Source organism: Cryobacterium algoricola (assembly GCF_004402485.1).
GTDB classification, from domain to species: Bacteria; Actinomycetota; Actinomycetes; order Actinomycetales; family Microbacteriaceae; genus Cryobacterium; species Cryobacterium algoricola.
Genome location: NZ_SOFG01000018.1, coordinates 44,478 through 70,545 on the forward strand (window position 1 = coordinate 44,478; position 26,068 = coordinate 70,545).

A 26,068-nucleotide genomic window follows, 5' to 3' on the forward strand; every position below is an offset into this window, starting at 1 on the left:
GTCAACCTATATCAACATGTTTATATAAACAAGCTGTTTCTCTGGGTTAGCATGATGAGATGGATTTCCAGTTGAAGGACATCGGACTTGCGGTCAAGCGGCTCCAGGTTCGGCACCACCGCACGGCGGATGCCGTCCTCGCCCCGCTCGGAATGACTCTCGTGCAATGGGACGCCCTCAGGCATCTCTCCCAGAACCCGGAGGCATCGCTGCACGACCTCGCGGTGCTCACATTTCAAACGGACCAGGCCTTCGGTTCCCTGGCAGGCCGAATGATCGATCGCGGCCTGATCGAGCGAGTCGCCGGACCCGGTCGCGCGACCCGGCATCGCCTGACTCCTCTGGGCGAGGCGTTGCGCGTGCAGGCTGGCGAGCTTGTCGAAGGTGTCCTCCGCGAATCGTTCTCACCACTGAGCGAGACGGAACTCGAGACCTTCGGCACGCTGCTGATGCGAATCATGTCCGCTGAGCCCTCGTCGAAGGGCGGGGCATCGCTGATACGTTGACGACATGAAGGACTTTTCCGTCGGCGACGAGATCGCGGCATTCGTGGCCGAGCGCGACTGGGCGAAGTTCCATACTCCGGAGAACCTCGCGAAGAGCATCTCCATCGAGGCGGCTGAGCTGCTGGAGTGCTTTCAGTGGGATGCCGAGGCGAGCCCCGAGCGCGTTCGGGAAGAACTGGCCGACGTGCTCACCTACTGCCTCCTTCTTGCCGACCGGATCGGCGCTGATCCGAACCAGATCATCCTCGACAAGCTCGCAGTGACGCGAGAGAAGTATCCGGTGGACAAGGCGCGGGGGCGAAGCGCGAAGTATGACGCCCTGTGAGATGAGGCGCCTAGTTCCCTAGAACGGGTTCGGGTTGTCGGGGTCGTCGGGTTCGGGGTTGAGGTTCCAGACGTCGACGGCCGGGGCCGGCGGTTTAGGCTGCGGTTGGGGTTTCCGGGGTGGTCGCATGTCGGCGGAGGGTTCCACGATGTAGCGGTACCCGGCCGGTGACGTCCACTCGATACGACCGTCACCCAGGTGCCGGGGTGTCCATCTCGTGTAGCTCTTGACCGCGTGGTGATACGGACACAGGTGGGCGAGATTCATCGCGTCCGTCTGACCGCCGTGTTGCCATTCGACGCTGTGGTCCACGTCGGAGCGTTTCGCGGACCGGCGGCAGCCGGGGAAGGTGCAGGTTTCGTCCCGTACCTCGAGCCACTTCTTGAGCGCCGCGGGGACTTTGTAGGTGTCGCGTCCCATGGAGAGCACGACCCCGGTCTCGGGGTGGGTGAGTAGCCGGGTGAAACTCGGCGCCCCCGCCGCCAGGCGCCGTGCGGTATCGGGGTCGATCGGCCCGTACCCGGCCAGGTACCCGGGTTCCTCACTCTTCCCGAGGAGGGTGAGGACGGGGACGGTGACGTTCACCTGCGCGGCGACCCCGGCACCGGTCCCGTCCGGGGTGACCCCGCCGATCAGGACATCGGTGAGTACGTCCGCGGCGAGCTGGGTCAGCGTGCGGGTTTCGTCCGGGCCCTGCAGGGTCAGGGCGGTGTCGAGGGTGCGGTGGTAGGCGGCCTGGATCTTCTCCGCGTCGCCGGTCACATACAGGGACGCCATGCTGTCGTTGAGGGCCTGAAACACCAGGTGTCGGTCCTCGACGCTTTTCTGGTGTCGGGCGGTGATGGTCTCCGGGTGGGTGCGTTCCCGGACCCTGCGGGCCCGGTCGGCGAGCTTCGCCACGGTCAGGAGCTCCGCATCGGGCACGAGGACGTCCTCGAACACGGCGCGGGCCCGGGCGGCCGCAACCTGGTCGCCGTCGACGGTGATGCCCCACGCCTGGTCCATGATCACCTGCGCGTGCCGGTAACTGATCGCCCCGTTCGACAACGCTTCCCGGGTTGCGGGGAGTTCTTCGGCGAGAGTGCGGCTGGCCTCGATCAGGGTTTCCGTCGTGCGCCGCGGGAGTCGGAGCAGGTCGCCGACCTCGCAGGTGAACTCCTCCTTCGTGGCCTCCTCCGGCGACCACGGCGGGCGCCGCCCGCCGGCCTGCACCGCGGCCTCCGCGCGGGCCCGGCCGACGTCGATGATGACCCGCTGCGCGGTATAGATCGCCGCCGCCCGGCGAGCGGCGGCCCGGTTCATCTCCCGGTCCGCCTCCTTGATCGCGTCATACACTTCGGCCAAGGATGGCTCCACCAGGTTGAAGTGCTGCGCGTCGAGGTAGGTGTCGGGAGGAGTGTCGGGAGGGGGTTCCGCAGTGCTGTCGACACTGCTGTACACGGGACTGTCCACACTGCTGTCCATGTGGCTGTCCAGATGAGATTCTGAGGGTTCTTCAACTGTCATGGGGGCACTCTACGGACCACCACCGACATTCCACCGGCATCCACACGCCCACAGTTGGCCTGTGGAAAACCCGGTCAGAAGCACATTGTTGAGGACAAGAGAAAGCGGAGGATGATCACCTTTCGTGGTCAGGCTCGGTGCCGGTCGGCCAGATCCCAGGCGAGTTCAGCAGAGTCCAACGACACGAAGGCACCGTGGTTCGGGGCGTTCCCGTAGCGTGGGGCCATGGTGAACTCTCGTCCCGACAAGCACGATCCGCTGACCCTGAAGGACTCGACTCTGGCCGTGCACGCCGGCAACACGATCGATGCCGGGACCGGGGCGATTCGCACCCCGATCGTGATGGCCAACTCGTATGCGTTGCCGGAAGACCCGTCCGCAGTGAGCTGGTCCGGCACGGACGTGCCGCTCTACACCCGCAATTCCGGGGTGAACCAACTGGGCCTGCAGGCGAAGCTCGCGGCGCTGGAGGGCGGCGAGGACGCCGTTGTCCTGGCCTCGGGAGTTGCGGCACTGCACGCGGTGTTCTTCACCTATCTGCGCTCCGGAGATCACGTCGTGGTCGCCGATGTCAGCTACGAGGCAACGTGGCGGTTGTTCACGGAACTGCTTCCCGACAAGTACGGGATCGAGGCCACGTTCGTCGACATCAGTGATCTGGCCGCGGTCGCTGCGGCGATTCGGCCCAATACGCGAATCGTGCACACCGAGGCGATCGCGAACCCGACGACCCGGGTCGCCGACATCGAGGCCCTGGCGACGATCGCCCACCAGGGCGGGGCCCTGCTCGTTGTGGACTCCACCTTCACACCGCCCCCGTTCTACCGCCCGCTCGCCGACGGCGCCGACCTGGTCGTGCACTCCCTGACGAAGTACATCAATGGACACGGCGACGCGATGGGCGGCGCGGTCATCGGCTCCCGGAAGCTGATCCAGCTGATCAAAGCGGATGCGATGGTCGACGTCGGCGGGGTGATCTCGCCGTTCAATGCGTGGCTGATCACTCGCGGGTCGGTGACGCTGCCGCTGAGGCTCCGGCAGCATCTCGAATCGGCCCAGCTGGTCGCCGAGTTCCTCGACTCCGACCCGCGGATCGCGTTCGTCGCCTTCCCCGGGCTCGAGAGCCATCCGCAGCATGAACTCGCCAGGCGGCAGTTCGCCGGACGAGGCTGTGGTGCGATGCTGGCGTTCGCCGTCGCCGGCGATCCGGAGACGCAGAATCGATTCGTCGCCCAGCTTCGGGTCATCACCTCAGCCGTGTCGCTCGGCCATGACGAGTCCCTGATCGTTCATGTCGGCTCGAGCGGGCCGCGGGTGGCGGCGTACCCTGCGCCATTCCGCGAGTTCGGGCACCTTCGATTCTCGGTCGGACTCGAGGATCCGCTCGACCTGATCGCCGACCTGCGCGCGGCCCTCGACGCGACGTTCGCATAGGCCGCCGCGGTCGCGGTCGCGGTCGCAGTCGCAGTCGCAGCCGCGCCCGACCGTCAGGCCCGGTTGCGCAACCGGGCGCGGCGCGCCTGGCCGTCTTCCTGCAACTCCGCGATGGAGCGCTGGGCCTTGAGGAAGTCGGTGAACGACTTGAACCCGATCTTCTTCTCATCGAAGCCGGGGTCGAGCCGCTTCATCTGTTGTTTGAGGGCGGATGCTGCCATCCAGCCGTCGACGTCGTCGTTCGCCCGTCCACGAAGCGCGCGCATGAGGAGCTTGCGGGCCTCCTTCGCCAGGTCCGGTGCGGGCGGCTCGACGGCCACCGTCCGAGTGGAGTGCGGGACGTCTTCTGCGACGTCCTCGACGAGATCCTCGGCAAGCTCCTCCCCGAGGTCCTCAACGAGGTCGTGATAGTAGGAGAACTCGTCGCAGGCGTTCTTGAACGCCGCACTGGTCGAACCCTGCACACCGATTCCGATCACCGTGCGGCCCAGGCGGCGTGCGCTCTGGGCGAGCGGGATGTAGTCCGAGTCTCCCGCGACGATCACGACGTGCGAGATGTCCTGCAGCCGGAAGAGGTCCTCGACGACGTCGATGGCGAGGCGGATGTCCGCGCCGTTCTTGGTTCCGGAGGTGTTGAAGAGCTGCACGAGGTCGACCGCGCGGTCGACGAGCTGTTTCTGGTACCGCGTGTTCGCGGGTGCCGCCCAGTCCGCATAGGCGCGGCTGATCGCGACGGCCCCGAACGACGAGGCGAAGTCGAGCACCGCGCCGATATTGACGGTGGCTTCCTGCAGCCGTTCCGCGGTCTTGCCCGTTGCGGTGCGGGCCTTCTCCTTGATGAAGGCGCCACGACCATGCACGTTGTCGTATTGGGAAATGATGATGTTGTCGAAATCGATGTAGACGGCGACACGTGTCTCGGACAGTTCAGCCATGGTCCAACGCTACCGCGCGGCGTCTCAACCGGTGGGAGCGCCGTCGCCGGTGAGGGCATCCCGGCAGGCGATCAGCCGTGCGATGAGTTCCGTATGTTCCGTGGTCGAGAGGGGCGACAGCATCCGTTTTTCGACCCGGGCGACCGCGGCGCTCGCATTCTCCAGCGCGGCCTGGCCCGCCGGGGTGAGGTGCGTCGGCCGCGCTCGCCCGCGTTCGGCGACGTCGGGGCGGGCGACCAGGCCGCGATCCTGGAGGCCGCGCAGGACCTCGTTCATCGACTGGCGGGTGACGAACGCGCCCCGGGCGAGGCCCGCGTTCGATTGCTCCGGCTCATGGCCGAGCAACTCGAGCACCGAGTACTGCGACACGGTCAGGCCCTGCGGGCGCAGAACCGCGTCCATCGAGGCATGCAGTGCCGTCGCCGCCTGCTTGAGCAGGTAACCCACCGACTCGGCGAGATCGCCGACTCTCTCCACTTGACTCATGTCAGCATCCTGACACACAATGGGTATGTAAGGATCCTGACACGCGGGATTCGACGAGGAGAAGCAACCATGACTGTCACCGGACCCGATTTTCTAGCCCTGCAGGTGAGCGACCTTGAAAGGTCGGCGAACTTCTACGAGACGCTGCTCGGGTTGCGCCGCGCGCCGGTGAGCCCGCCCCACGCCGTCGTCTTCGCCACCGAGCCGATCGCATTCGCCGTTCGGGAACCGATGCCGGGGTTCGACCCCACTGCGGTGCGGCCGTGGGCCGGCGCCGGGGTCGCGCTCTGGCTGCATGCCGACGACGCGCAGGCCGTGCACGACGTCCTCGTCGAGGCGGGAGTTCCGATCGTCAGCGCCCCGGCCCCCGGCCCGTTCGGCCTGACGTTCTCGTTCAGCGACCCGGACGGCTACGTCGTCACGATCCACGACCAGGCGTAACGCGCCCGGCACGGTCCGGGCTACTCGGCCCGGACCGGCCTGCGCAGTCAGACCGCGCGGAATTCCAGCGGGTCCCAGTCGAGGATTCGCGATGCACCGACGAGGCCCTCCAGGACGAAGGGATCATCGGCCCGGAATCGTTCGGCGGCCGCACGCGATCGGAAGATCGCCATCGAGCCGTCCTTTGCTGGATCCGCGAAGGTACCGATCATGACGACCTCGCCCCCGAGCGCGAACTCGTCAAGATACGCGCGATGTCGCGGGTAGACCTCACGGACGCGACTGAAGTTCTCTTCATTCACTTCGTAGAAGCTCACGGCGTACATGGCTGGAGTGTATTCCGACTCCCGTTCCGGCCGATAGGCGCTGCTCAGGCGGCGAAGGCCCCCTCGGGGCCGAAGGCGAGGCGGGCGAAACGCTCGCCGATGCGAAGGTGCGTCGCGGCGTCCGGGTGCAGCCGGTCCGGCAGCGGGAATTCGGCGAAGTCCTCCTCGCCGTAGAGGTCGAGTCCGTCGAGGTAGTGCAGGTTCGGATCCGTCGCAACGCGCTGCAGTGCGATGCGTGCCAGCTCCGCCCTGATCACGGTGAGCGTGAGCTTCCCGGCGGATGTCTCGGCCGGGTCCCCGGTGGCGACGAACTGCAGGCGACCCTCGGCCAGCGCGGTGAGGTCGAACGCGCCGGGTCCCGGAGTGTCCTCGTGGATGGGGCAGAGGATGGGGGAGATCAGCAGCAGCGGTGTCGTGGGGTGGCCGTCGCGGATGGTGTCGAGGAAGCCGTTCACGGCCGGGGCGAAGGCGCGCAGGCGCATCAGGTCCAGATTGACCAGGTTGATGCCGATCTTGACGCTGATCAGGTCGGCGGGGGTGTCGCGCATGGTGCGGGCGACGAAAGGATCGAGGAGTGCGCTGCCACCGAAGCCGAGGTTGACCAGGTCGACAGCGCCGCTGGCTGCCGCGAGCGCCGGCCAGGTTTCGGTGGGGTTCTCCGCGTTGGAGCCGTGGCTGATCGAGCTGCCATGGTGCAGCCAGACCCGGTTGCCTGTCGCGGGTGCGGGCTCGATGGGCGCGTTGGAGCGGAGCGCGACGAGTTCGGTTCGTTCGTTGTGCGGGAGCCAGATCTCGATGTTGGTGAGGTGGTCCGGGAGGCTGGTGAACCGGAGGGTGCTGACCGGGCCGAGATGGTTCGTGGTGGCGCCGGTGGACATGTCGACGGTGACCGTGATGCCGGTCGTCGCGCTGGCCCGGCCGGACAGTCGGCCGTCGACGAGCAGCTCGTACACACCGACCGGGCGTGGTGGGCCGCCCAGGTAGACGAGCTTCGTGGGCAGTACGTCGAGCTCGAGTTCGGTGGCACCGGTGCGGAAGGCGAGCCGGACCCCGGAGGGCTGCGACTCCGCGCCGGACAGTTGCGCGTCCGCGTGCGCTCGCGCCCAGGCCGGCAGGCGGTGAGGGAGCAGACCGTGACCGGTCCGTTCCAGATCGAGGGCGCCGCGGAGGAGATCGGCGGTGATCGGGGTGCTGATCCAGTCGTGCTGGGTGGACATCTTGTAAGCCTTCTGGTCGGGGAATGCCGGTGTGGGGAGGTGGTGCGGGTGCCGGACGGCAGGTGCGTGGCGTTATTCGGGCGCCGGCCAGGCACGCAGCAGGGCGTCGAGGGCGTCCAGCGTGCGGGTCCAGGACTCCTGGGAATCGGGGGAGCTGTTGCCGAAGCCGCCCTCGAGCTCGAGAGTCGCGAAGCCGTGGAAGACGCTGCCGAGCAGCCGGACGGCGTGCGTCTGGTCCGGTTCCGTGAGGTCGTAGCCGCGCAGGATCGCACGAGTCATCTGGGAGTGCCGGACGCCGGCGCTGGCGATCGCCGTCTCCCGGTCGAGCCGGAAGTGCATGGCGGCGTAACGGCCGGGATGTTCGCGGGCGTAGTCGCGGTAGACGTTGCCGAGCGCGACCAGGGCGTCCTTGCCCGCCCGGCCGGCCACGGCATCCGCTGCCCGGTCGGCGAGCTCCTGCAGCGCGAGCAGGGCGATCCTGGTCTTGAGATCGTGGGAGTTGGTGACGTGCGAATAGAGGCTCGCGACCTTGACGTCGAAAAGCCTGGCCAGCGCCGAGAGCGTGACCTGGTCGAATCCGACCTTGTCGGCGAGTTCGGCGCCCGCCTGGGTGAGGCGCTCCGCGGTCAGTCCTGCGCGTGCCATTGCATTACTCCTTGTGACTAATGTCATTAGACTTCTACCTAATACTATTAGGTAACTTCGCGCGGAGCGCCAGGGGGATAATTTCTCCATGAGCGACGCGAGCGGTATTCGGCGAGCGAACGGGGCCGCGGCCACCCGAGCCGACGCGGTCTTCTTCTGGATCACCCGGGTCGTGGCGACGCTCGGCGTGGTCGTCACGGTCTGGGCGGCGGTATCGACGGGACCGATGCTCATCCACGGCCACCCGGCATACCTGATCCTGCTCGTGCTCGCCTTCGCCGTCAGCCTGGCGATCGCCGTGCGCTCCTGGCTCGTGCGAGTGGTGCGCCACCGCCGGTGGAAGGGAATTCGCGGCGTCCTCGTCGTGCTCTCGCTCGGGGTGATCGCACTGGCCTGGTGGCTCGTGCCGTCGACGGCCGTCGAGCCGGCCCTGTCCGCGATGGACTCGGACACCAGCGTGACCGTGACCGAGACCGCCGACCAGATCGTGCTGCAACCGACGGGAGCTGCGAGCGACGTCGGGGTGTTCTTCCAGTCCGGCGCGCGCGTCGACGCTCGCGCCTACGCAGCCGTCCTGCGCCCGCTCGCCGAAGCCGGCCACGTCGTCGTCATCCCCAAGCAGCCCGTCGGGATTGCGTTCCTCTCGACGGGAGCATTCGGTTCGGCGCGCGCCGGGCATCCGCCGGTAACCCGCTGGGTCATCGGCGGCCACTCGCTCGGCGGGACGGTCGCGGCGATGGACGCCCAGTCCTTCGCCGGCGCTTCGACCGACCCGGTCGTCGGGCTGATGTTCTTCGCGTCATACCCGGCGAACGACCTGAGCGGGCTCGATGCCCGGGTGCTGTCGATCTCCGGCACGAACGACGGCCTGGCGACTCCGGAGAAGGTCACCGCGTCGAAGGCGTCGCTGCCGGCGGATGCGCGATTCCTGGCGATCGAGGGTGGCGTGCACGCGTTCTTCGGCGACTACGGTCCACAGTCCGGCGACGGCGAGCCGTCCACCTCCCAGGATGCTGCGCGCGCCGAAATCTCTGCGGCGAGCGTCGCCTTCGTGGACTCTTTCGACCGGTAGGACGCGCGCGCGGTCACATATTGCACTCAGAGCCATATAGTGCAATACTGCACTTTATGATTGATAGTGCAACAACGCCGGGGCGCTCCGACCGCATGGCGGCGACGGCCCTGCGACTCACCGCCGTCTCCCGCCGACTCACGGCCGAGCGCGGCCTCAACGGTTTCACGATCGAGGAGCTCTGCGCCGAGGTCGGGATCTCCCGGCGCACCTTCTTCAACTACTTCCCCTCCAAGGACGAAGCCGTCATCGGCATGGACGAGACCGATGAGGCACGTCGGCTCGCCGAGCACTTCACCGCCCGGGGCTCCCGAGGGTGGCCGGCCGTGCTCGACGACCTCGTTGAGTTCGCCATCGAACAGATGGCGCTGACGGGGCTCGGCGTGGCCGAGCACACCGATTTCTTCGCCGCGATCGAGCGGGAGCCGCGCCTGCTCTCCCGGGTGATCGGGCTCGGCCGCGAGCGCGAGCAGGTGCTGGCGCTCCTGGTGGCACACCGCGAGGGCGTCGACGACGACGACCCGAGGGCCCGAGCCGCCGTTGCCCTCTTTTCCACCCTGTTCCGCACCGCCGTCGAGCGCATTCTTCGTCCGGGGGCGACCGAGGAATTCGGCGCGGCGCTTCACATTTCACTCGTCGCTGTCCGAGAAGTGGCCGCTACGTCAAACCTTCGAAAGGACCGTCCATGACCGCAATCGCCGAGGCGCCGTTCCTCCTGACCAAGCGACGAATCTGGATCATCTTCGCCGCGCTCATCTCCGGCATGCTCCTCTCGAGCCTGGACCAGACGATTGTGTCGACCGCGATGCCGACGATCGTCGGCCAGCTCGGCGGCGTCGAGAACCAGGTCTGGGTGACCACCGCCTACCTGCTCGCCACCACCATCGTGATGCCGATCTACGGCAAGTTCGGTGACGTCCTCGGGCGGCGCCGGCTGTTCCTCGTCGCGATCGCCCTCTTCACGATCGCGTCGCTCGGCTGCGCCTTCGCCGGTGACTTCTGGCAGCTCGTCATCTTCCGGGCGATCCAGGGGCTCGGCGGCGGCGGGCTGATGATCCTCTCCCAGGCGATCATCGCCGACATCGTGCCCGCCTCGGAGCGCGGCAAGTACCTCGGACCGCTCGGTGCGATCTTCGGCCTGTCCGCGGTCGGCGGCCCGCTGCTCGGCGGCCTCTTCGTCGACCACCTCACCTGGCAGTGGGCGTTCTACATCAACATCCCGGTCGGCGTGATCGCGTTCGTCATCGCGTGGTTCACCCTCAGGCTCCCGAACAAGAAGGCCACGGCGCCCATCGACATCCTCGGCGTCCTCACCCTTTCGGCGGCCACGACCTGCCTCATCTTCTTCACCGATTTCGGCGGCAACAAGGCCCACGGCTGGGGTGCGACCGAGACCTGGCTCTTCGGCGCCGGCCTCGTCATCGCGGTGCTGCTCTTCATCCTGGTCGAGGCGCGTGCGAAGGACCCGATCATCCCGTTGTCGCTCTTCCGCAACCCGATCTTCGTGAACGCGACCGCGATCGGCCTCACGCTCGGCCTCGGAATGTTCGCGGCGATCGGCTTCATCCCGACCTTCCTGCAGATGTCCTCCGGCACATCCGCCGCCGTCTCCGGCCTGCTGATGGTTCCCATGATGGTCGGCCTGATCGGCACCTCGATCGGGTCCGGGATCGCGATCACCCGCACCGGCAAGTACAAGATGTTCCCGATCCTGGGCACGGTCATCACCGGGGCAGCGATGGTCGCGATGACCACCCTCAGCGCGTCCACCCCGATCTGGCTGATCTGCGTGTTCCTCTTCGTCTTCGGCGCCGGGCTCGGCCTGATCATGCAGGTCGTCGTGCTCGTCGTGCAGAACTCCGTGGACGCGTCGATGATCGGTACCGCGACGAGCACGAACAACTACTTCCGGGAGGTCGGCGCCTCGCTCGGCGTCGCGGTGTTCGGCACGATCTTCACCACCCGGCTTACCGACAACCTCACCCACGTCTTCGCCTCGGCCGGTGCCACCGCAGCGGATGCCTCGAACGCCACCGCGACGCTGGACCCGCAGACGCTCAACCAGCTGCCGCAGGCGTTGCGGGACGGGATCGTCGCGGCGTACGCGGATGCCCTCGCTCCGGTGTTCTGGTACCTGCTGCCGTTCATCGCCCTCGCCTTCCTTCTCTCGCTCTTCCTCAAGCAGATTCCGCTCTCGGATGTCGCCGGGCTGATCGCCCGTGGAGAGGCCATCGGCGGGGACGAAGCTGAAGCGCTCGAAGCGGTCCAGCGCGGCGGCGAAGTGCCGTCAGTTCACAGCGGTGCGGGTCCTATCGAGGTGAAGTCGCGTGAGTGAGTGACGTGATCACGACGAAGGCCCGCTCGTACGCTTCTCGATGTTCAAGAAGCGTGCGAACGGGCCGGCGCGGGGCTGGCAGCGACTGTGCCGGCTAACCCGCTGTGTCTGCTGGCTCGTGGGTCTTTGCCTGCGTTCTGTTCTCATCGCCGGGAAGGGCGGCCGGCAACGCCTCCCCACGTCGTTCGTCGCTGTAGACCATGAGGGTCGAACCGACGAGCGCCAAGACGATCGCGATCGTTCCGAAAATGGTCGGAAGCGTCTGATAGACGACGAGCGACACCACGATCGTGAGAACGGGGGCGAGGGCGTTGGTCGTTGGCGCAACGATGGATGCCTTGCCTCGGCTCAGGGCCATGACGAGGAACAACGCACCGACCGCATTGAGGAGCTGGGTGGCGGCGGTCAACGCGGGCGCCTGCCAGGGGACGTCGAGCGGGAGGCCGCCCATCGACATGATCGCAAACGGGGTGAGGACCAGGCCGCTGATGGCCATCCAGGCGAAGGTCGTCGCGTCGTTCACTCCGATGGTCGCTGCCTTCCGCATGAAGAAGGCCTGCACGCCCCACGCAATGCAGACGAAGATTGCGATGACGAGCCAGGGACCGGATGTGGCATCCCCTGAGCCGCCTGCGACGCTGAAGAGCACGATGGCGGCCAACGCCGCGACCAAGCCGATGACGGCGACCTTGGGCAGGCGTTCCCGGAGGAACGCAACGGCCATAAGCACGGTGATGGCCGGCGAAATGGAGATGATCGGGAAGATCAGGTATGCGGGACCGGACGACAGCGCGTTGAACAGGAGCAGTTGGCCGCCGGCCCCGGTGAGGCCGATGAGGAGACCGTACATGGCGGCCTTCGGGCGGCGGTCGAACTTCTGGCCGCGCAGCGCGAAGGCTGCAGGGATGATCATCACGACAGCCCAGATCACGTAGACCATTTCATCCGGGTACCCGTAGAGGGTGATGGGGAGGGACGAGAATGCGCCCCAGACTCCCCAGAACAGCACCAATAGTGCTGCGTAAAATATCCAACTCTGCGTTTTCTTCACAATGATCTCCTCGTTGACATCTGTTACTTGCTTGGACTTACTCAGGGGGACGTGCGTTGTGGTGCGTGGTGCGTGGTGCGTGGTGCAGGTGCAGGTACGGGTGCGGTTAGTGGAACCGGAGACGCGCCAGCGCGGCTTCGGACAGCGGGGTGCCCGCCTTCTTCGCGGCGTAGAGCGCTGCGCCGACGGCGGGGCCGAACAGCGGAGTGCGTAACGCGTATTTCGGCGGCAGTGCCGAAAGTGCCTCTTCGAATCCGCTGCGCACGGCGGCGGCCGTGAACATGCCTCCCGAGTAGGACACGGGGACAACGTCGTCGTCGCCGAAACCGAGCTCGGTGCGCGTCGTGTCGACGATCCTGGCCAGCTCGGCGCAGGCATCCGTGAGGATCTGGGCGGCGATGAGGTCACCCTGGGCGGCGGCTTCGACGACGGTCTTGGAGAGGTCGGCGATCGCCCCTCGTTGTCCCTTCCACTGATTCACGACGACGTCTATCAGATCGAGATCGCTGTTCACGTCGGCACGGGCCTTGACGACGTCGTAGAGCGGGCCGCGGGGGAGCCGGCCGTCGCTCATCCGGGTGAAGGCGTTGAGGCCGCGGATCGCGATCCAGTACGCGGAGCCTTCATCGCCGAAGAGCTCGCTCCAGCCGCCGACCCGGTGGCCGTGACCGGCGCGTTCTCCGTAGGTCATGGAGCCGGTTCCGCTGATCACGTTGATCCCGTCGACGGCACCGAGGGATCCGGCCCAGCCGCACACCATGTCGTTGTCGCAGGTGTAGCGACCGTGCCCGAGTACCGCACGGGGCGCGGCGTTCAGCCGTTCGATATCGGAGCTGACCTCGCCGTATCCCGGGAGCCCGAAGAAGGCCTGGTCGATGTCCTTCGTCTCGATTCCGGCTTGGGCGGCGATCGTGCCGATGCCCTGGGTGAGGATTCGCCCGACGAGCTCGATGCCCTCGCTGAAGTAGTAGCAACTCGGTGTCTGTGTTTCCGCGACGAGGTGTCCGGAGTCGTTGAGGAGGACGAAGGCGGTTTTTGAGCCGCCACCGTCAACCCCGAGGAATAGTGACATGGCTTTCAGCTCGCGTTCGTGAGAGTGCCCGCTGAAGCGGGCAGCGGGTGGATGTGCACGCCCTTGACGACGCGGTTGACGGTTCCGCCGGGGAACGGGTTGTCGGGGGTGGCGCCGAGCGTGAGCGAGAACGAAAGCCCCAGAAGCTGTGCGATGACGATGTAGCCGACGGCCAGGAACGCGTCGTCGAGGCCCGCGAGGTCCGAAAGGATCCACGAATGGCCGTCGGCCGCCGGCAGCGGCAGGGAGGAGATCGCGACGACGCGTTCCGGAGTGAGCGCTGCGCGCAGTTCGGCGATGATGTCGAGGTCGTACTCGCGGGTGTAGGGGTCGGAAGATACGTAGACCAGGGCGAGAGTGGTCTCGTCGAGGACGGCCTTGGGGCCGTGGCGGAAGCCGAGGGAGGAGTCGTAGTATGTGACGATCGCACCGGCCGTCAGTTCGAGCACTTTGAGGGCCGATTCGCGGGCAAGGCCGGTCAGCGGCCCGCTCCCGATATAGACGATGCGTTCGTAGCCGGCCTCCGCCAGTGCCCGGATCTCGGGCTGGCGGCAGTCGATGATCTGCGTTGCGGCCGCGGACAGGGCGGCAACGGCGTCGTCGTTCGCGCCGCCGAGGATCAGGAGGCTCGACAGGAGCATCGACGTGAAGCTCGACGTCATTGCGAAGCCTTCGTCGTTGGAGCGACGCGGCATCAGCACGACCTTCGAGTGCGCGCGTCCCTGATGATCCGTGAAGAGGTTCCCGTCTTCGTTGCAGGTCAGGATCAGGTGGCTGACGTCGGTGAGCACCTGATCGGCGAGGACCGTTGCGGCGCTGCTCTCCGGGCTGTTGCCCGAGCGGGCGAAGGAGACGAGCAGGGTGGGCACGTCTTCGGCGAAGCTCTCCCTGGGATTCGAGACGATGTCCGTTGTGGCCACGGCGTCAATGCGGCGGCCGAGCAGTCGCGACAGTGCCGGTGCCGCGATGTCGCCGACGAAGGCGGATGTCCCTGCTCCCGTGAGAACGATGCGCAGGTCGGATTGGGAGAGGAGGGGTGCGAGGAAGGCATCAATGTCGGTGCGCTGGGCGGCGATGTTGGCCGAAGCCTCGCGCCAGACATCCGGTTGCTGGGCGATCTCGCGGACGGTGGCTTCAGACCCGGGGCCTGCGGCCTGGCCGGTGGCCGTCGATGCGGCTGGGATGGATGTGGCGGTGGGGTTAGACAAGGAGTGCTCCCTGGATGGTGGTGGTTGTGGTGGCACGGTCGCGGACCGTCGGGAAACAGGCATAGGCGTACGGACGCAGGGCGTCGCGGATCTTGTCCACGACGAGCGCGCGCGGTTCGGGAGAAAGGCTCCCTGCCCGAACCCTCGCGTATTGCTCGGGGAGGAACTGGCTGATGAGGGGGAGCGGGATCTGCAGGGCGGCGAGGTTGTCATAGAGACGGTTCTCGGCCGCCTCGATCTCCGGGTCTGGCCAGTAGTAGCGCAGCCGGTCGCTGTAGCTGAACCGGCGGGCAAGGCGCTGCTGCTGGGCCGTGCCCTCGTAGTAGCCCGCCCAATAGTCGGGATGGGCGAGCATGCGCCGTTCGATGACCTCGACGAGGGCGGAGCGATCGGCGACCGGGACGAGTTCGTCTTCGATCTTCGCGAGGGCGAAGAGCCCTTCTCGCATCGCGAACGTCAGCCCGGGTCCGACCTTGAGGATCGCCCAGTGGTCTTCGACGAGTTCGGCGAGCCGGTTCGTCTCCTGGTAGTCGGTGGAGTGGGCCTCGAAAACCAGCCCCGGCTCGTCGTTCAGGACGGTCCGCAACTGCACGGTCCCTTCACGGTGGTAGTCAATGACCTGCAGGTGGTCGAATTCCACGGCGGGCTGCACGACGAGCGCGATGATGCGCGGCCAGATGTCGGTGAGGCCGACCTGCTCGAATGCTGCGCGGTGCCGGTCGAGGGTCGCGTGGGCTGCCCCGGCGGATGTCGCAGTCAAGGCGCCGAGGGTCTCGTGTGCGCCTCCCGGTACCGGGACCTCTGTGCCGATCACGTACAGGATGTCGCTCGGGAGGCCGGCGCGAGTAGCGGCGTCCTCCGCGACTCGCAGCAGCCGTGCTGTGCGGACTGCGGCGAGGTCGTCGCCGACCGGCACGGGATCCCCCACGCAGGACATGCTGCAGTCGAGATGGATCTTTGTGTAGCCGGCTTCGACGTATGCCGTGACGAGGTCTTCGGCATTCGCCATCGCCTCGTCGGCGCTGAGCCTCTGCCAGCGATTGGGACCGAGGTGATCGCCACCGAGGACAAGGCGGTCCCTGGCGAAGCCGATCCTGTCGGCGATCGAGTAGACCAGGTCGCGGAAGTCCGCCGGACGCATGCCGGTATAGCCGCCGAACTGGTCGACCTGATTGGAGGTGGCTTCGATGAGAACGTAGGTGCCATCGGCATCCGCCTGACGGATTGCGGCCTCGAGCACGGTCGGGTGCGCCGAGCATACCGAATAGATTCCGACGGTTTCACCCGCCTTATGCCGACGTACCGTGTTCCAGAGTTGATTAACCATTGTGCTCCTTTGCAGTTCCACGGGCGCCCCCTTGTCCGGGGCGGGCGTGGTTCGATCGATGGGTCTCGTTGACGGATGGGATCAGCGGGCACCCCGCCCGGTGAGCAGGGCGGAATTCGGCAGGCCGGGGCGGGGGTGCACCGCGGCGGCGTCAAGGACGGTGCACAGGTGGGTGACCGTGCGGGAGATGGACTCGCAGCCGTCGCGAATGTACTTGCGCGGATCGGTGACATCGGGATTGGTGGCCAGGAACCGCCGGATTCCGCCCGTGAACGCGATGTTGAGGGCCGTTCCGACGTTGATCTTGCGCATCCCGGCGGCGATGGCCGCGACCAGCGTCGCGTCCCCGACACCGGATGATCCGTGGAGGACGAGGGGGACGGGCACGATGCCGGCAAGCTGGGCGATCAGCGCGAGGTCGAGTTCCGCGACCTGCGAGGTCATGGCGTGAGAACTGCCGACCGCGACGGCAAGCCCGTCAACGGTGGTCTCCGCGACGAACTCGCGCGCCTCATCGGGCTGGGTGCGAGCAAGCGGCGAGTGAGCGCCGTCCTTGCCGCCGATTTCGCCCAGTTCCGCCTCAACCCACAGGCCTCGGGCATGGGCACGCCGAGCCAGCTCGCGGGTCTGGCGAACATTCTGGCCGTGGGGAAGGTGTGCGGCGTCGACCATGATCGAACTCACGCCGAGATCGTTGGCCAGATCGATGGCGAGTTCGGTGAGTGCGAGGTCCTGGAAATGGTCGAGATGGATTGAGAGAGGCGCGGACGACTCGGCGGCGACTTTCGCACAGGCCGCGATGATCGGCGAGATCTTGCCATCGTGGAACCGGATCGCGTTCTCGCTGACCTGGAGAATCGCACCGGTACCGGCGCGCTCAACTCCTGCCGCGATGGCTTCGGCGTGTTCGAGGGTGATCACGTTGAAGGCGAGGACGGCGCGGTTGCCTGCGCCGAACTTGCCGATGAGATCGCGGGTCGTGGCGAGCGTCATGACGAGCTCCTCCCGGCAGTGATGCCGTGCGATTCGGGCGATGTCAGGTCGACACCATCCGTGCACTGGACCAACACGATTGCCATGGCTTGATACTGCGACAGAATGCGCGTATCGCGCAATTTTCCTGCTAAAGTGAACACAAATACTGCGCGTTTCGATTTAGCGAAGGCCTCTCATGCTCCAGAACGGCTCGTCCTCATCCACCCCTCGTGCCGTCTCAGGCAAGCGCTCCGAGCGGATGCGCCTTGTCCTGTCGCTCCTGCATGAACGGACCAGCATGTCGCAGTCTGCGCTCGCGGAGGCGCTCGGAATCTCGGCGGCCACCCTGCGCAGGGACCTGGCGGATCTGGACGAACAGGGACTGCTCGTTCGTACGCACGGCGGGGCCCGCGCCTTGGACGCCCGCAGCGAAATCCCTGTTCGCCTCAGGAATACCCAGTTCCGGGAGGCCAAGCAACTGATCGCACGCCGTGCGGTGGACATGATCCCCGCCGGACCCTATGCAGTCGCCCTGAGTGGCGGAACCACGACGGCTGAAGTCGCCAGAGCGCTCAGTAATCGTTCGGGATTGACCATTGTGACGAATTCGCTCACTATTGCGATGGAGTGTGCGGCTCGCCCCAGGCTCAAGGTCATCATGACAGGAGGGGTTGTCCGGCAGAGCTCGTTCGAGGCCGTTGGCTCATTGTCTGAGAACACCTTCAAAGCGATCAATGTCGGCACTGCCATTCTGGGTACCGATGGCATCAGCGTGTCAGGGGGCGTGACGACGCACGACGAAACGGAAGCGCGCACCAATCACGCCATGGTCGCCAACGCTCAGCGCGTGATCGTCGTTGCCGACGGGTCCAAAGTTGGACAGGTCACCCTCGCGAAGATGGCAGACCTGAGCGAGATCGACGACTTCGTGACCGACTCCGACGCCGATCCCGCCGCGCTTCAGCTGATCGCGGACGTCGGGGTCACCGTGCACATTGTCGATCTCAGTGCCGTGCGTCGATAGGGCCGGTCCGGTCCTCCGAAAGGCAGCCTGAGATATTGACCCGAGCCGTGTTGAGCGAGTGAGGCTGCGTCTCGCGGGTTCTTGACGACAGTGACGCTCCCACGAAGCGTGTCGTCATCACATTCGATTCTGTGCAGCTATATGCGTGAATTAAGTGACAAAGTCTCGTCTTCTCGTCCGATTCGGGGTAGAATCGGGGCATGGCAGGAGCTTCGGATCCACAGTCACACTCCCCGCAGACACCCGGTTCGGGGGCCGCGGGAGACCAGCCCACCACGGCGGGCCGCGCCTCCACCGAGGCGTCGGCTGAGTCGTCGCTCGGGTCTTTGGATGGGCAGGTCGAGTCGGCCCATCCGGTTGCGATTGCTGAGGGTTTCGAGGGTGCTGAGGGGCTGGCCGGGGCTGTTGCGTCGGTGCATGCGGATGCTGTCGCCCGGCTCGCCGAAGCGCGTTCGGCTCTCGCAGACGCCTTGGCGGCGCTCCCGGTCGGGTTGCTCAGCGATGCGGAAGCGGTCACGGCGTTGAAGGAAGTGGAGTCGATTGGCCGGACGGTGGATGCGGCCCGGGTGAACACCGCCACCGATGTGGATCGGCGGGCGCGGGTGCTCGGCCGGGACGGTCTGGCGTGGAAGATGGGCTGCCGCGGACCCTGGGACGTGCTGACCCGGGTGACGCGGGTGTCGGCCCGGGAAGTGAAGCGGCGCACCAAGCTCGGCGATGCGGTGCTTCCCCGCCGGGCGGGCCTGACTGTACTGCCGCCACTGTTCCCCGTGGTCGGGGCCGCGCTCACCGCGGGGGATATCGGGGTGGAGGCGGCGGAGTTGATCACGACGGGGCTCGGGTTGGTCAGTCACCGGGCGGTCCCGGCGGAGGTAGAGGTTGCCGAGCGTGCCCTGGTCGCTACGGCGGCCGGTCTGATCACCCCGGAAACCGAGATCCTCGCCGGCGCCGGGGTCCCGGCGGCCGCGGATCTGATCCGCGGCATGGTGCTGCAGTGGCAGGCTGTCCTCGACCCGGACGGGGTCCTGCCGCAGGAGGATGTGTTCGAGGCGAAGTCGAACATCGGCTTCGGGCAACTCAAGAATGGGTTGTATCCGGTGAAGGGCGGAGTCACGCCGGAACTGTTCGGGATGATGAACACCCTCTTCGACGCGTTCCTCAGCTTCCACGCGAGGCCCGCGTTTCCCACCGAGGAGGAACAGGCGCTGATGGATTCGGGGCAGATGATCCCCGGCGCCGAAACCGCAGGCACCGAGACCTCGGGCGCCGACGCCGGCACGGGCCCGGAGCTGGACGTGATCGAAGCCGAGCTGCGGGAGCGGCGTGCGGATACCCGCACGAGCGGGGAGAAGCGCGCCGACATCCTCCGGGCGTTGATCGAACACGCCGCCCGCGACCAGGACACCCCATCGATGGGCGGGTCGGCACCAACGGTGATGGTGCACGTCAACGCGGCCGACCTCGCGAGCGGGGTCGGGGTCGGGTGGATCGACGGCGTCGAAGCCCCCGTATCGCTCAAGACCGTGCACCAGCGCATCTGCGACGGCGGCTTCCAAGGGGTCCTGTTCGGCGAGAACAACCAGGTCCTCAAGCTCGGCCCGGAACGGCGGTATTTCAACCGGGCGCAGCGGCGGGCGATCACCGCCCGGGACGGCGGGTGCATCATCCCCGGCTGCAAAGCCCCGGCGCACTGGGCCGAAGTGCACCATGTGAAGCCCTGGGCGAAAGACGGACCCACGAATGTCGACAACGGGGTCCTCCTCTGCTGGTTCCATCACCACACCATCGACACGTCGGGGTGGGAAATCCGCATGGTGAAAGGCTCACCCCAAGTGCGGGCACCCGGACTGATCGACCCGCAACGACTCTGGCGGCCACCGAACCGGCACCGCGCCCACCAGGTCCTGACCGGACCACCCAACCGCGACTGACCAACCGCGACCACACAGACGTGACCCCCCAGATGCGACTGACTGGCCTGAACGAACCCGGAACAGCGAGGTCCGGCTCCCGTCGATCACCTGCCAGCGATCCGGCCGCCCCACCGCTCGTGCAGACCGCTCGTGCAGACCGCTCGTGCAGAGGGACGCTCTGGTCGTTCAGGGCACTGGGGCTGAGGGACTGCCCGTGAGGGCTACGGTCGCAAGAGCCACGATGGCCCCGCCGCGAAGTGTCCGGGACCGTCCCGGCGTGACCAGCATGGCGTCGCGGAGGGCCAGAGTGAGGACGTTCGACCCCTCGGAGCCAGTGACCGCAGAGGTACCTGATGCGCCGTCGATGTCGACCTCGCCCTCGAGGACGACGACAAGGACGCTCTCATCGGGACCCGGTGCCACCGAGAAGGATCCGGTGAGGCGCTCGACCCGGAGGGAACCCGTCGCGGCCGTGCGGCGCAGCATCAGGTTCAGGTCGTCGGAGCTCTCCGCCGACCCGGTCGACGAGACGAGACTCTCACCGGCGAAGCTACAGACCTCGTACTGTCCGACGTGCTGCGCACTGCCGTCGATGCTCAGGTCGAGACCGCCGGTGGATAGTGGGACGAGATACCGGTCGACGCCCGCGAACTCAGAGAAGTCGGAGTCGCCGGTGATCGTCGCGATGCTGACCCGCCAGGCGAAGTCGTCCATCATGGCCGCCGCGGGTGCGACGGCCACCGTGCTGGTCCAGCCTCTGCCATTGCGCCAGGCGAGCGGCACCCGGTCGATCGCCCGGGACACGGGGTCAGAAGGCGGCACCGGCCACACGGGTCACGGCCGGGGGCACACGTTGTCCGAGCAACCAGGTGGCGGCGGTGAGCGGCACCCCCGGGCGGTAGGCGATATGCGAGATCGAGGGCGCGTCAAGCACCTGCAGGTCGGCGCGACCGCCGACCCGGAGCGAGCCGACGGCATCCGCCCCCGAGTCACGCCCGAGGGCGCGGGCGCCGCCGCGGGTTGCCGCGCGCACGGCTTCCTCCACGGTGAGGTGCATCTGCAGCACAGCCGTTGCGATGCAGAACTGCATCGAGGTCGTGTACGAGGTTCCGGGGTTGCAGTTGGTCGCGATCGCGACAGTGACGCCCGCGTCCAGGAGCGCGCGGGCCGGCGCGAGGGGCTCCCGGGTGGACAGGTCGCAGGCCGGCAGCACGGTCGCCACGGTATCCGACCCCGCCAGAGCATCGAAGTCGGCGGGGCTCAGATAGTTGCAGTGATCGACGCTCGCCGCCCCGAGCTCGACGGCTAGGGCGACACCTCCGCCGTGCCCGAGCTGGTTGCCGTGCACCCGCAGGCCGAGCCCCGCCGCACGCCCGGCGAGGAGAACCTCTCGGGACTGTTCGACGTCGAAGGCCCCGCGCTCGCAGAACACGTCGATGAAGCTGACCCACGGCGTGACGGCGGCCAGCATCGGGCCGGTCACGAGGTCGAGGTAGTCACGCGCGCTGATGCCCTCCGGTACCAGGTGCGCGCCGAGGAAGGTCACCACGTCCGCCCCGCGGGAGGCGATCTCCGCAGACCGGCGCTCGGTCTCCACATCAAGGCCGTAACCGGTCTTGGTCTCGAGGAAGGTGGTGCCCTGGGCCCGCGCCTCGTCTCGCAGAGCCCGGAGATTCGACTCGAGCTGGGCATCCGTCGCGGCCCTCGTTGCGTTCACGGTCGTGGCGATTCCGCCGGCGGCATATTTGGTGCCGGCCATGCGCGCCTCGAATTCGGCCGAACGGTCGCCGGCGAAGACCAGGTGGGAATGCGAGTCGACCCAGCCGGGCAGCACGGCCCGCCCGCCGACGCTCGTGCGCACATCTGCGACGGGCGGATGCTCGGCGTCGCCGATCCAGGCGATCCTGCCGTTCTCGATCACGAGCGCGGCCTTCGCGCGACGGTTTTCGTGGTCGGCGAAGGTGCTCAGTTCGCCGATGTCGGTGATCAGTTCGGAGGTCATGCGGGTTCCTTCGGGGTGATGTCAGCGATGGTTTCGTCGAGCCGGCGCAGGGCCGCACCGAGCAGGAGGGCGGGGTCGCCTGCCGGTGTCAACCCGTCGCTCGCGACGATGCGCCCACCGACGATGACGCGGCGCACGTCGCTCGCGGTGGCCACGAGCGGGAGCTGGTTTGCGCTCGCGCCGACGGTGCGAACCGAGGCGGCGTCGAGTTCGACGAGGTCCAGCCACGCGCCGACCTGCAGGCCGCCGGTGCCGAGCCCGAGTGACGCGTAGCCGCCGCGGGTCAGTGCCTCGGTCAGGTCCGGTGGTGAGAAGCGGCCGCGGCGGCCGGAGGCCAGCCGTTCGCCGGCTTCGAGGCCGCGGGCTTCGAGGAAGGGGTCGACCACGGCGTTCTGGTCGGATCCGAGGGCGAGCCGGGCACCGGCATCCGCCAGCCGGCGAGCGGGGCCGATCCCGTCGCCCAGGTCCGCTTCCGTGGTGGGGCAGAACACGGCCGTCACCCCGGCGTCGCCGAGAAGTTTCACGTCCGCGTCGGTCAGGTGGGTCGCGTGGACCACGCTGAGCCGCGGAGTGAGTGCGCCGAGTTCGTGCAGCAGGCCGGTGGGGGTGAGGCCGTATTCGGCGAGGCACTCCGCGTTCTCCTGGGGCTGTTCGGAGAGGTGGATGTGCAGGGGCACCGTGGGCGGCAGCCCGGCGAGGATCGTCGCCATCGCCGATCGGGGAAGGGCCCGCACCGAGTGCAGGGCGGCACCGAGCGTGACCGCGGGGCCAGAACCGGCGACGGCGTGAGAGCCGGCGTCGAGGGAGTCCCGCAGGCCGTCCCAGCGCCGAAGCCAGGCATCCGCCGAGCCGTCCCCGAACCGCAGCTGCAGGTCGGAGAGCGGACGGTTCGCGCCGCCGCGCAGGTAGCAGGTGTCGAGCAGGGTCAGGCGGATCCCGGTGTCGCGCGCGGCGGCCGCGACGGCGAGCTCCATCGCGTGGGCGTCCGGGTACGGCCGGCCATCCGGCCGGTGGTGCACGTAGTGGAATTCGCCGACGGCCGTCCAGCCGCTGACGAGCATCTCGGCGAACACCGCCGACGCGAGCTCGTAGTACAGGTCGGGGTCCAGAGCGGATGCCGCGGCATACATGCTCTCCCGCCAGCGCCAGAAATCGCCGCCGTCCGCCTGCGTGCGTCCGCGCAGGGCGCGATGGAAGGCGTGCGAATGCGCATCGCCCATCCCGGGGAACACGGTGCCGAGGAGGACGTCGTCGTCGCAGGCCGGAACGCCGGTCTCCAGCCAGGCGATCGTGCCGTCCGGGGCGGCATGCACCCGGACGGCGTTCACGGACTGCCCGTCGATGAGCGCCGTCGCGCACCAGTACGTCACAGCAGCTCCCGGAGAACCCGCTCGAGGGCGTCGACACCGGCGAGGCAGTCGTCGAGGGTGGCGAACTCCTCCGGCGAGTGCGAGACGCCGGTCGGGTTCCGCACGAAGATCATCGCGGTGGGCCGGCGACTCGACAGCACGCCGGCATCGTGGCCGGCCCCCGTGGGGAGCGTGGGGACACCGTCCAGCGATCGCACGAGTCGATCGCGTAGGGCCGGATCGAAGGCGACGGCCCCGCTCCAGGACTCCTCGGCGACGACCGCGGTGCACCCCTCCGCCGCAGCGGCCTCGGCGACCCGCGCCTCGATCTCCGTGACGAGGTCCCGCGCAGCGGCATCCTCGGCGGCCCGCGCGTCGAGCCAGACCGCGACCTGCGACGAGATCACGTTGGTGCCACCCGGCACGGCCTCGATCCGCCCGATCGTGGCCCGCGAACCGGAGCTCGCGACGGCGGCGTCCCGAACGCCGAGCATCGATCGGGCGGCTGCGAGCATCGGGTCCCGCCGGTCGGCCATGCGCGTGGCACCGGCGTGGTTGCCCTCTCCGGTGAACGTGATGCGCCAGCGCCCGTGGGCGAGGATCGAGGAGGCGACCGCGACCGGGCTGTCCAGGTCGATCAACCCTCGGCCCTGCTCCACGTGCAGCTCGACGAACAGCCCGATGCGCGCGAGCGCGGCCGGGTCCTCGCCGAGGCCGGCCGGGTCGATACCGACAGCGGATGCGGCTGCTGCGAGCGAAATTCCCTCCGGGTCGATGAGAGCGCGGGCCTGATCGGCGTCGAGTGCGCCCGTCATCAGCCGGGAACCGAGGCAGGCGATCCCGAACCGGGAGCCCTCCTCCTCGGCGAAGACCAGAACGGCGCAGGGTCGAGTCGGCCGGAACCCGCTCGCCTGCAGCCGTGCGATCGCGTCGAGGGTGCTGACCACGCCGAGGGGACCGTCGTACGCACCGCCGCCGGGGACGGAATCGAGGTGGCTGCCGACCACGATCGCATCGTCGCCGCGCGGGCCCCACCACGCCCAGGTGTTGCCGTTCCGGTCGATCTCCACGTCGAGCCCGAGTCGCACGGCGCGTTCGGCGAACCAGTCGCGCAGCTCCAGGTCGGCCGGCTGCCACAGATGCCGGGAGTAGCCACCGCGCCGGGTGTCCCTGCCGATCTCGGCGATCTCATCGAGTCCGGACAGCAGGCCGTGCGCAGTTGCCGGCGCCGTCATTCGGCCTCCCACATCGGCACACGCAGTCCGCGTTCGCGGGCAACGGCGGCCGCGCGCTCATACCCGGCGTCGACGTGACGCATCACCCCGGTGCCGGGGTCGTTGATCAGCACCCGCTCGATCTTCTGGGCGGCGAGCTCCGTGCCGTCGGCAACCGTGACCTGCCCGGAGTGGATGGACCGGCCCATGCCGACGCCGCCACCCTGGTGGATCGACACCCAGGTCGCGCCCGACGCCGTGTTGAGCAGGGCGTTCAGCAGCGGCCAGTCGGCGATCGCGTCTGAGCCGTCCTTCATGCCCTCGGTCTCGCGGTAGGGCGAGGCGACCGAGCCGGAGTCGAGGTGGTCGCGTCCGATCACGATCGGGGCGCTGATCTCGCCGGAGGCCACCATCTCGTTGAACTTGAGCCCGGCGAGGTGTCGTTCCTTGTAGCCGAGCCAGCAGATCCGGGCGGGCAGGCCTTCGAAATGCACCTTCTCCTGGGCTCCGTGGATCCAGCGCGCGAGCTTCGCATCGTTCGGGAAGAGCTCGAGGATCGCCCGGTCGGTCGCGGCGATGTCGGCGGGGTCCCCAGAGAGCGCGGCCCAGCGGAACGGTCCCTTGCCCTCGGCGAACAACGGCCGGATATAGGCGGGCACGAAGCCGGGAATCTGGAATGCCCGCTCGCAGCCGCCGAGCACGGCTTCCGCGCGGATCGAGTTGCCGTAGTCGAACACTTCGGCTCCGGCGTCGCGGAACCCGACCATGGCGGTGACGTGCTTGGCCATCGATGCCCGAGCCCGGATCGTGAAGTCCTCGGGGTCGGCGGCGGCGCGGGTGTGCCAGTCGGCGACGCTGATGCCCTCCGGCAGGTAGCTGAGCGGGTCGTGCGCGCTGGTCTGGTCGGTGACGATGTCGATTGCGACGCCGCGTTCGAGCAGCTCGGTGAAGACGGATGCCGCGTTGCCGACGAGTCCGACGGAGAGCGCCCGGCGCTCCGTCTTTGCGGCGAGGACCCGGGTCACGGCGTCGTCGATGTCGTCCGTCATCTCGTCGAGGTAACCGTGGTCGACGCGGCGCTGCAGACGGGCGGGGTCGACGTCGACGATGAGTACGGCTCCGCCGTTCATCGTCACGGCGAGGGGCTGGGCGCCGCCCATGCCGCCTGCCCCGCCGGTGAGGGTGAGGGTCCCGGCGAGAGTGCCGTCGAATCGCTTGTCCGCGATCGCGGCGAAGGTCTCGAACGTGCCCTGCAGGATGCCCTGGGTGCCGATGTAGATCCAGGAACCGGCGGTCATCTGGCCGTACATGGTCAGGCCGGCCTGTTCGAGTTTGCGGAAGTCGGGCCACGTCGCCCAGTCCCCGACGAGGTTCGAGTTGGCGATCAGGACCCGTGGAGCCCAGGTGTGGGTGCGGAAGACCCCGACCGGCTTGCCGGACTGCACCAGCAGGGTCTCGTCGTCCTCGAGCTCACGCAGGGTGCGCACGATCGCATCGAACGCTTCCCAGCTGCGGGCGGCCTTCCCGGTTCCGCCGTAGACGACGAGATCGTCGGGGCGCTCGGCGACTTCGGGGTCGAGGTTGTTCATCAGCATGCGCAACGGCGCCTCGGTCTGCCAGCTCTTCGCGGTCAGGGTGTTGCCCCTGGCTGCGCGGACCGGACGGGGGAGATGCTTCTGGGCCACGATTTTCTTCCTTCTGGTTG

The 26,068-nt window shown here is 67.8% G+C and carries 25 protein-coding genes; 9 read left to right on the forward strand and 16 right to left on the reverse strand.

Annotation, left to right across the window (positions count from 1 at the left end):
• The first annotated feature begins 59 nt into the window (after positions 1-59).
• Both E3O44_RS13885 and E3O44_RS13890 read left to right on the forward strand, forming a co-directional pair.
• The gene (locus tag E3O44_RS13885; protein WP_134535374.1) at positions 60-506 is read left to right on the forward strand and encodes a MarR family winged helix-turn-helix transcriptional regulator; all 447 of its coding nucleotides are present in this window, start codon (positions 60-62) and stop codon (positions 504-506) included.
• Between the two features lie 4 nt (positions 507-510).
• Complete coding sequence (locus E3O44_RS13890) at positions 511-831, forward strand: nucleotide pyrophosphohydrolase (protein ID WP_134535375.1); 321 nt, start codon at positions 511-513, stop codon at positions 829-831.
• Positions 832-849: 18 nt separating this feature from the next.
• Here E3O44_RS13890 and E3O44_RS13895 read toward each other — a convergent pair whose 3' ends face one another.
• Positions 850-2,337, reverse strand: a complete 1,488-nt coding sequence (locus E3O44_RS13895) for an HNH endonuclease signature motif containing protein (protein ID WP_134535376.1) — start codon at positions 2,335-2,337, stop codon at positions 850-852.
• A 225-nt stretch (positions 2,338-2,562) separates the two neighbouring features.
• Between E3O44_RS13895 and E3O44_RS13900 the strand changes: the two genes are divergently transcribed.
• A complete protein-coding gene (locus E3O44_RS13900; RefSeq protein WP_198415925.1) occupies positions 2,563-3,771 on the forward strand; it encodes a trans-sulfuration enzyme family protein in 1,209 nt (402 codons plus the stop codon).
• Between the two features lie 53 nt (positions 3,772-3,824).
• Here E3O44_RS13900 and E3O44_RS13905 read toward each other — a convergent pair whose 3' ends face one another.
• Positions 3,825-4,706 carry an NYN domain-containing protein gene (locus E3O44_RS13905; protein WP_134535377.1) on the reverse strand — a complete coding sequence of 294 codons (882 nt, stop codon included), beginning with the start codon at positions 4,704-4,706 and terminating at the stop codon, positions 3,825-3,827.
• 24 nt (positions 4,707-4,730) lie between these two features.
• Positions 4,731-5,192: a MarR family winged helix-turn-helix transcriptional regulator gene (locus E3O44_RS13910; RefSeq protein WP_134535378.1), complete on the reverse strand. Its 462-nt coding sequence runs from the start codon at positions 5,190-5,192 to the stop codon at positions 4,731-4,733.
• 69 nt (positions 5,193-5,261) lie between these two features.
• Between E3O44_RS13910 and E3O44_RS13915 the strand changes: the two genes are divergently transcribed.
• Positions 5,262-5,633 carry a VOC family protein gene (locus E3O44_RS13915; RefSeq protein WP_134535379.1) on the forward strand — a complete coding sequence of 124 codons (372 nt, stop codon included), beginning with the start codon at positions 5,262-5,264 and terminating at the stop codon, positions 5,631-5,633.
• A gap of 47 nt (positions 5,634-5,680) precedes the next feature.
• Here the strand turns inward: E3O44_RS13915 and E3O44_RS13920 are convergent, their stop codons facing one another.
• The 3 genes from E3O44_RS13920 to E3O44_RS13930 all read right to left on the reverse strand — a co-directional run bounded on the left by E3O44_RS13920 (position 5,681) and on the right by E3O44_RS13930 (position 7,821).
• Complete coding sequence (locus tag E3O44_RS13920; RefSeq protein WP_134535380.1) at positions 5,681-5,959, reverse strand: YciI family protein; 279 nt, start codon at positions 5,957-5,959, stop codon at positions 5,681-5,683.
• 44 nt (positions 5,960-6,003) lie between these two features.
• Positions 6,004-7,176, reverse strand: a complete 1,173-nt coding sequence (locus E3O44_RS13925; protein ID WP_134535381.1) for a GDSL-type esterase/lipase family protein — start codon at positions 7,174-7,176, stop codon at positions 6,004-6,006.
• A gap of 72 nt (positions 7,177-7,248) precedes the next feature.
• A complete protein-coding gene (locus E3O44_RS13930) occupies positions 7,249-7,821 on the reverse strand; it encodes a TetR/AcrR family transcriptional regulator (RefSeq protein WP_134535382.1) in 573 nt (190 codons plus the stop codon).
• Between the two features lie 88 nt (positions 7,822-7,909).
• On the opposite strand from E3O44_RS13930, the gene E3O44_RS13935 reads away from it, so the two are divergent.
• Genes E3O44_RS13935 through E3O44_RS13945 form a run of 3 tightly spaced genes read left to right on the forward strand, consistent with a single transcriptional unit; the run spans position 7,910 to position 11,228 of the window.
• Positions 7,910-8,893, forward strand: a complete 984-nt coding sequence (locus tag E3O44_RS13935) for an alpha/beta hydrolase (protein WP_134535383.1) — start codon at positions 7,910-7,912, stop codon at positions 8,891-8,893.
• Between the two features lie 56 nt (positions 8,894-8,949).
• On the forward strand, positions 8,950-9,582 hold the full coding sequence (locus E3O44_RS13940) for a TetR/AcrR family transcriptional regulator (RefSeq protein WP_134535384.1): 633 nt from the start codon (positions 8,950-8,952) through the stop codon (positions 9,580-9,582).
• Entirely contained in the window at positions 9,579-11,228 is a 1,650-nt protein-coding gene (locus E3O44_RS13945) for an MDR family MFS transporter (protein WP_134535385.1), read from the forward strand. The genes E3O44_RS13940 and E3O44_RS13945 overlap by 4 nt, the downstream gene beginning before the upstream one ends.
• Positions 11,229-11,322: 94 nt before the next feature.
• Here the strand turns inward: E3O44_RS13945 and E3O44_RS13950 are convergent, their stop codons facing one another.
• The 5 genes from E3O44_RS13950 to E3O44_RS13970 all read right to left on the reverse strand — a co-directional run bounded on the left by E3O44_RS13950 (position 11,323) and on the right by E3O44_RS13970 (position 16,879).
• Positions 11,323-12,279, reverse strand: coding sequence for a DMT family transporter (locus E3O44_RS13950; RefSeq protein ID WP_255454394.1), 957 nt, complete (start codon positions 12,277-12,279; stop codon positions 11,323-11,325).
• Between the two features lie 106 nt (positions 12,280-12,385).
• On the reverse strand, positions 12,386-13,351 hold the full coding sequence (locus E3O44_RS13955) for an N-acetylglucosamine kinase (RefSeq protein WP_134535386.1): 966 nt from the start codon (positions 13,349-13,351) through the stop codon (positions 12,386-12,388).
• A 5-nt stretch (positions 13,352-13,356) separates the two neighbouring features.
• Positions 13,357-14,559 carry an SIS domain-containing protein gene (locus E3O44_RS13960; RefSeq protein WP_198415935.1) on the reverse strand — a complete coding sequence of 401 codons (1,203 nt, stop codon included), beginning with the start codon at positions 14,557-14,559 and terminating at the stop codon, positions 13,357-13,359.
• Positions 14,552-15,886: a D-tagatose-bisphosphate aldolase, class II, non-catalytic subunit gene (locus E3O44_RS13965; RefSeq protein ID WP_134535388.1), complete on the reverse strand. Its 1,335-nt coding sequence runs from the start codon at positions 15,884-15,886 to the stop codon at positions 14,552-14,554. The genes E3O44_RS13960 and E3O44_RS13965 overlap by 8 nt, the downstream gene beginning before the upstream one ends.
• An 81-nt stretch (positions 15,887-15,967) precedes the next feature.
• Entirely contained in the window at positions 15,968-16,879 is a 912-nt protein-coding gene (locus E3O44_RS13970; protein ID WP_134535389.1) for a class II fructose-bisphosphate aldolase, read from the reverse strand.
• A gap of 178 nt (positions 16,880-17,057) precedes the next feature.
• Here E3O44_RS13970 and E3O44_RS13975 point away from each other — a divergent pair, with 178 nt between their 5' ends.
• Together E3O44_RS13975 and E3O44_RS13980 are read left to right on the forward strand one after the other, a co-directional pair.
• Entirely contained in the window at positions 17,058-17,885 is an 828-nt protein-coding gene (locus tag E3O44_RS13975) for a DeoR/GlpR family DNA-binding transcription regulator (protein ID WP_134535390.1), read from the forward strand.
• A 200-nt stretch (positions 17,886-18,085) separates the two neighbouring features.
• The gene (locus tag E3O44_RS13980) at positions 18,086-19,816 is read left to right on the forward strand and encodes an HNH endonuclease signature motif containing protein (RefSeq protein ID WP_134535391.1); all 1,731 of its coding nucleotides are present in this window, start codon (positions 18,086-18,088) and stop codon (positions 19,814-19,816) included.
• 168 nt (positions 19,817-19,984) lie between these two features.
• Here the strand turns inward: E3O44_RS13980 and E3O44_RS13985 are convergent, their stop codons facing one another.
• From E3O44_RS13985 to hutU, 5 genes are read right to left on the reverse strand one after another with little or no spacing between them, the layout of a single operon-like run.
• Positions 19,985-20,620: a HutD/Ves family protein gene (locus tag E3O44_RS13985; RefSeq protein ID WP_241976337.1), complete on the reverse strand. Its 636-nt coding sequence runs from the start codon at positions 20,618-20,620 to the stop codon at positions 19,985-19,987.
• Positions 20,607-21,800 (reverse strand): imidazolonepropionase, encoded by a 1,194-nt coding sequence (gene hutI, locus E3O44_RS13990; RefSeq protein WP_134535393.1) that lies wholly within the window; start codon positions 21,798-21,800, stop codon positions 20,607-20,609. Before hutI ends, E3O44_RS13985 begins: the two co-directional genes overlap by 14 nt.
• On the reverse strand, positions 21,797-23,170 hold the full coding sequence (locus E3O44_RS13995) for a formimidoylglutamate deiminase (protein WP_134535394.1): 1,374 nt from the start codon (positions 23,168-23,170) through the stop codon (positions 21,797-21,799). Before E3O44_RS13995 ends, hutI begins: the two co-directional genes overlap by 4 nt.
• Positions 23,167-24,384, reverse strand: coding sequence for an allantoate amidohydrolase (locus E3O44_RS14000; protein WP_134535395.1), 1,218 nt, complete (start codon positions 24,382-24,384; stop codon positions 23,167-23,169). The genes E3O44_RS13995 and E3O44_RS14000 overlap by 4 nt, the downstream gene beginning before the upstream one ends.
• On the reverse strand, positions 24,381-26,048 hold the full coding sequence (hutU, locus tag E3O44_RS14005; RefSeq protein WP_134535396.1) for a urocanate hydratase: 1,668 nt from the start codon (positions 26,046-26,048) through the stop codon (positions 24,381-24,383). The genes E3O44_RS14000 and hutU overlap by 4 nt, the downstream gene beginning before the upstream one ends.
• Between the last annotated feature and the right edge of the window lie 20 nt (positions 26,049-26,068).

Coding starts and splice junctions, on each gene's coding strand:
- E3O44_RS13885 (WP_134535374.1), top strand. CDS start 60: ATGGATTTCCAGTTGAAGGACATCGGACTTGCGGTCAAGCGGCTCCAG.
- E3O44_RS13890 (WP_134535375.1), top strand. CDS start 511: ATGAAGGACTTTTCCGTCGGCGACGAGATCGCGGCATTCGTGGCCGAG.
- E3O44_RS13895 (WP_134535376.1), bottom strand. CDS start 2,337: ATGACAGTTGAAGAACCCTCAGAATCTCATCTGGACAGCCACATGGAC.
- E3O44_RS13900 (WP_198415925.1), top strand. CDS start 2,563: ATGGTGAACTCTCGTCCCGACAAGCACGATCCGCTGACCCTGAAGGAC.
- E3O44_RS13905 (WP_134535377.1), bottom strand. CDS start 4,706: ATGGCTGAACTGTCCGAGACACGTGTCGCCGTCTACATCGATTTCGAC.
- E3O44_RS13910 (WP_134535378.1), bottom strand. CDS start 5,192: ATGAGTCAAGTGGAGAGAGTCGGCGATCTCGCCGAGTCGGTGGGTTAC.
- E3O44_RS13915 (WP_134535379.1), top strand. CDS start 5,262: ATGACTGTCACCGGACCCGATTTTCTAGCCCTGCAGGTGAGCGACCTT.
- E3O44_RS13920 (WP_134535380.1), bottom strand. CDS start 5,959: ATGTACGCCGTGAGCTTCTACGAAGTGAATGAAGAGAACTTCAGTCGC.
- E3O44_RS13925 (WP_134535381.1), bottom strand. CDS start 7,176: ATGTCCACCCAGCACGACTGGATCAGCACCCCGATCACCGCCGATCTC.
- E3O44_RS13930 (WP_134535382.1), bottom strand. CDS start 7,821: ATGGCACGCGCAGGACTGACCGCGGAGCGCCTCACCCAGGCGGGCGCC.
- E3O44_RS13935 (WP_134535383.1), top strand. CDS start 7,910: ATGAGCGACGCGAGCGGTATTCGGCGAGCGAACGGGGCCGCGGCCACC.
- E3O44_RS13940 (WP_134535384.1), top strand. CDS start 8,950: ATGATTGATAGTGCAACAACGCCGGGGCGCTCCGACCGCATGGCGGCG.
- E3O44_RS13945 (WP_134535385.1), top strand. CDS start 9,579: ATGACCGCAATCGCCGAGGCGCCGTTCCTCCTGACCAAGCGACGAATC.
- E3O44_RS13955 (WP_134535386.1), bottom strand. CDS start 13,351: ATGTCACTATTCCTCGGGGTTGACGGTGGCGGCTCAAAAACCGCCTTC.
- E3O44_RS13965 (WP_134535388.1), bottom strand. CDS start 15,886: ATGGTTAATCAACTCTGGAACACGGTACGTCGGCATAAGGCGGGTGAA.
- E3O44_RS13970 (WP_134535389.1), bottom strand. CDS start 16,879: ATGACGCTCGCCACGACCCGCGATCTCATCGGCAAGTTCGGCGCAGGC.
- E3O44_RS13975 (WP_134535390.1), top strand. CDS start 17,058: ATGCTCCAGAACGGCTCGTCCTCATCCACCCCTCGTGCCGTCTCAGGC.
- E3O44_RS13980 (WP_134535391.1), top strand. CDS start 18,086: ATGGCAGGAGCTTCGGATCCACAGTCACACTCCCCGCAGACACCCGGT.
- hutI (WP_134535393.1), bottom strand. CDS start 21,800: ATGACCTCCGAACTGATCACCGACATCGGCGAACTGAGCACCTTCGCC.
- E3O44_RS14000 (WP_134535395.1), bottom strand. CDS start 24,384: ATGACGGCGCCGGCAACTGCGCACGGCCTGCTGTCCGGACTCGATGAG.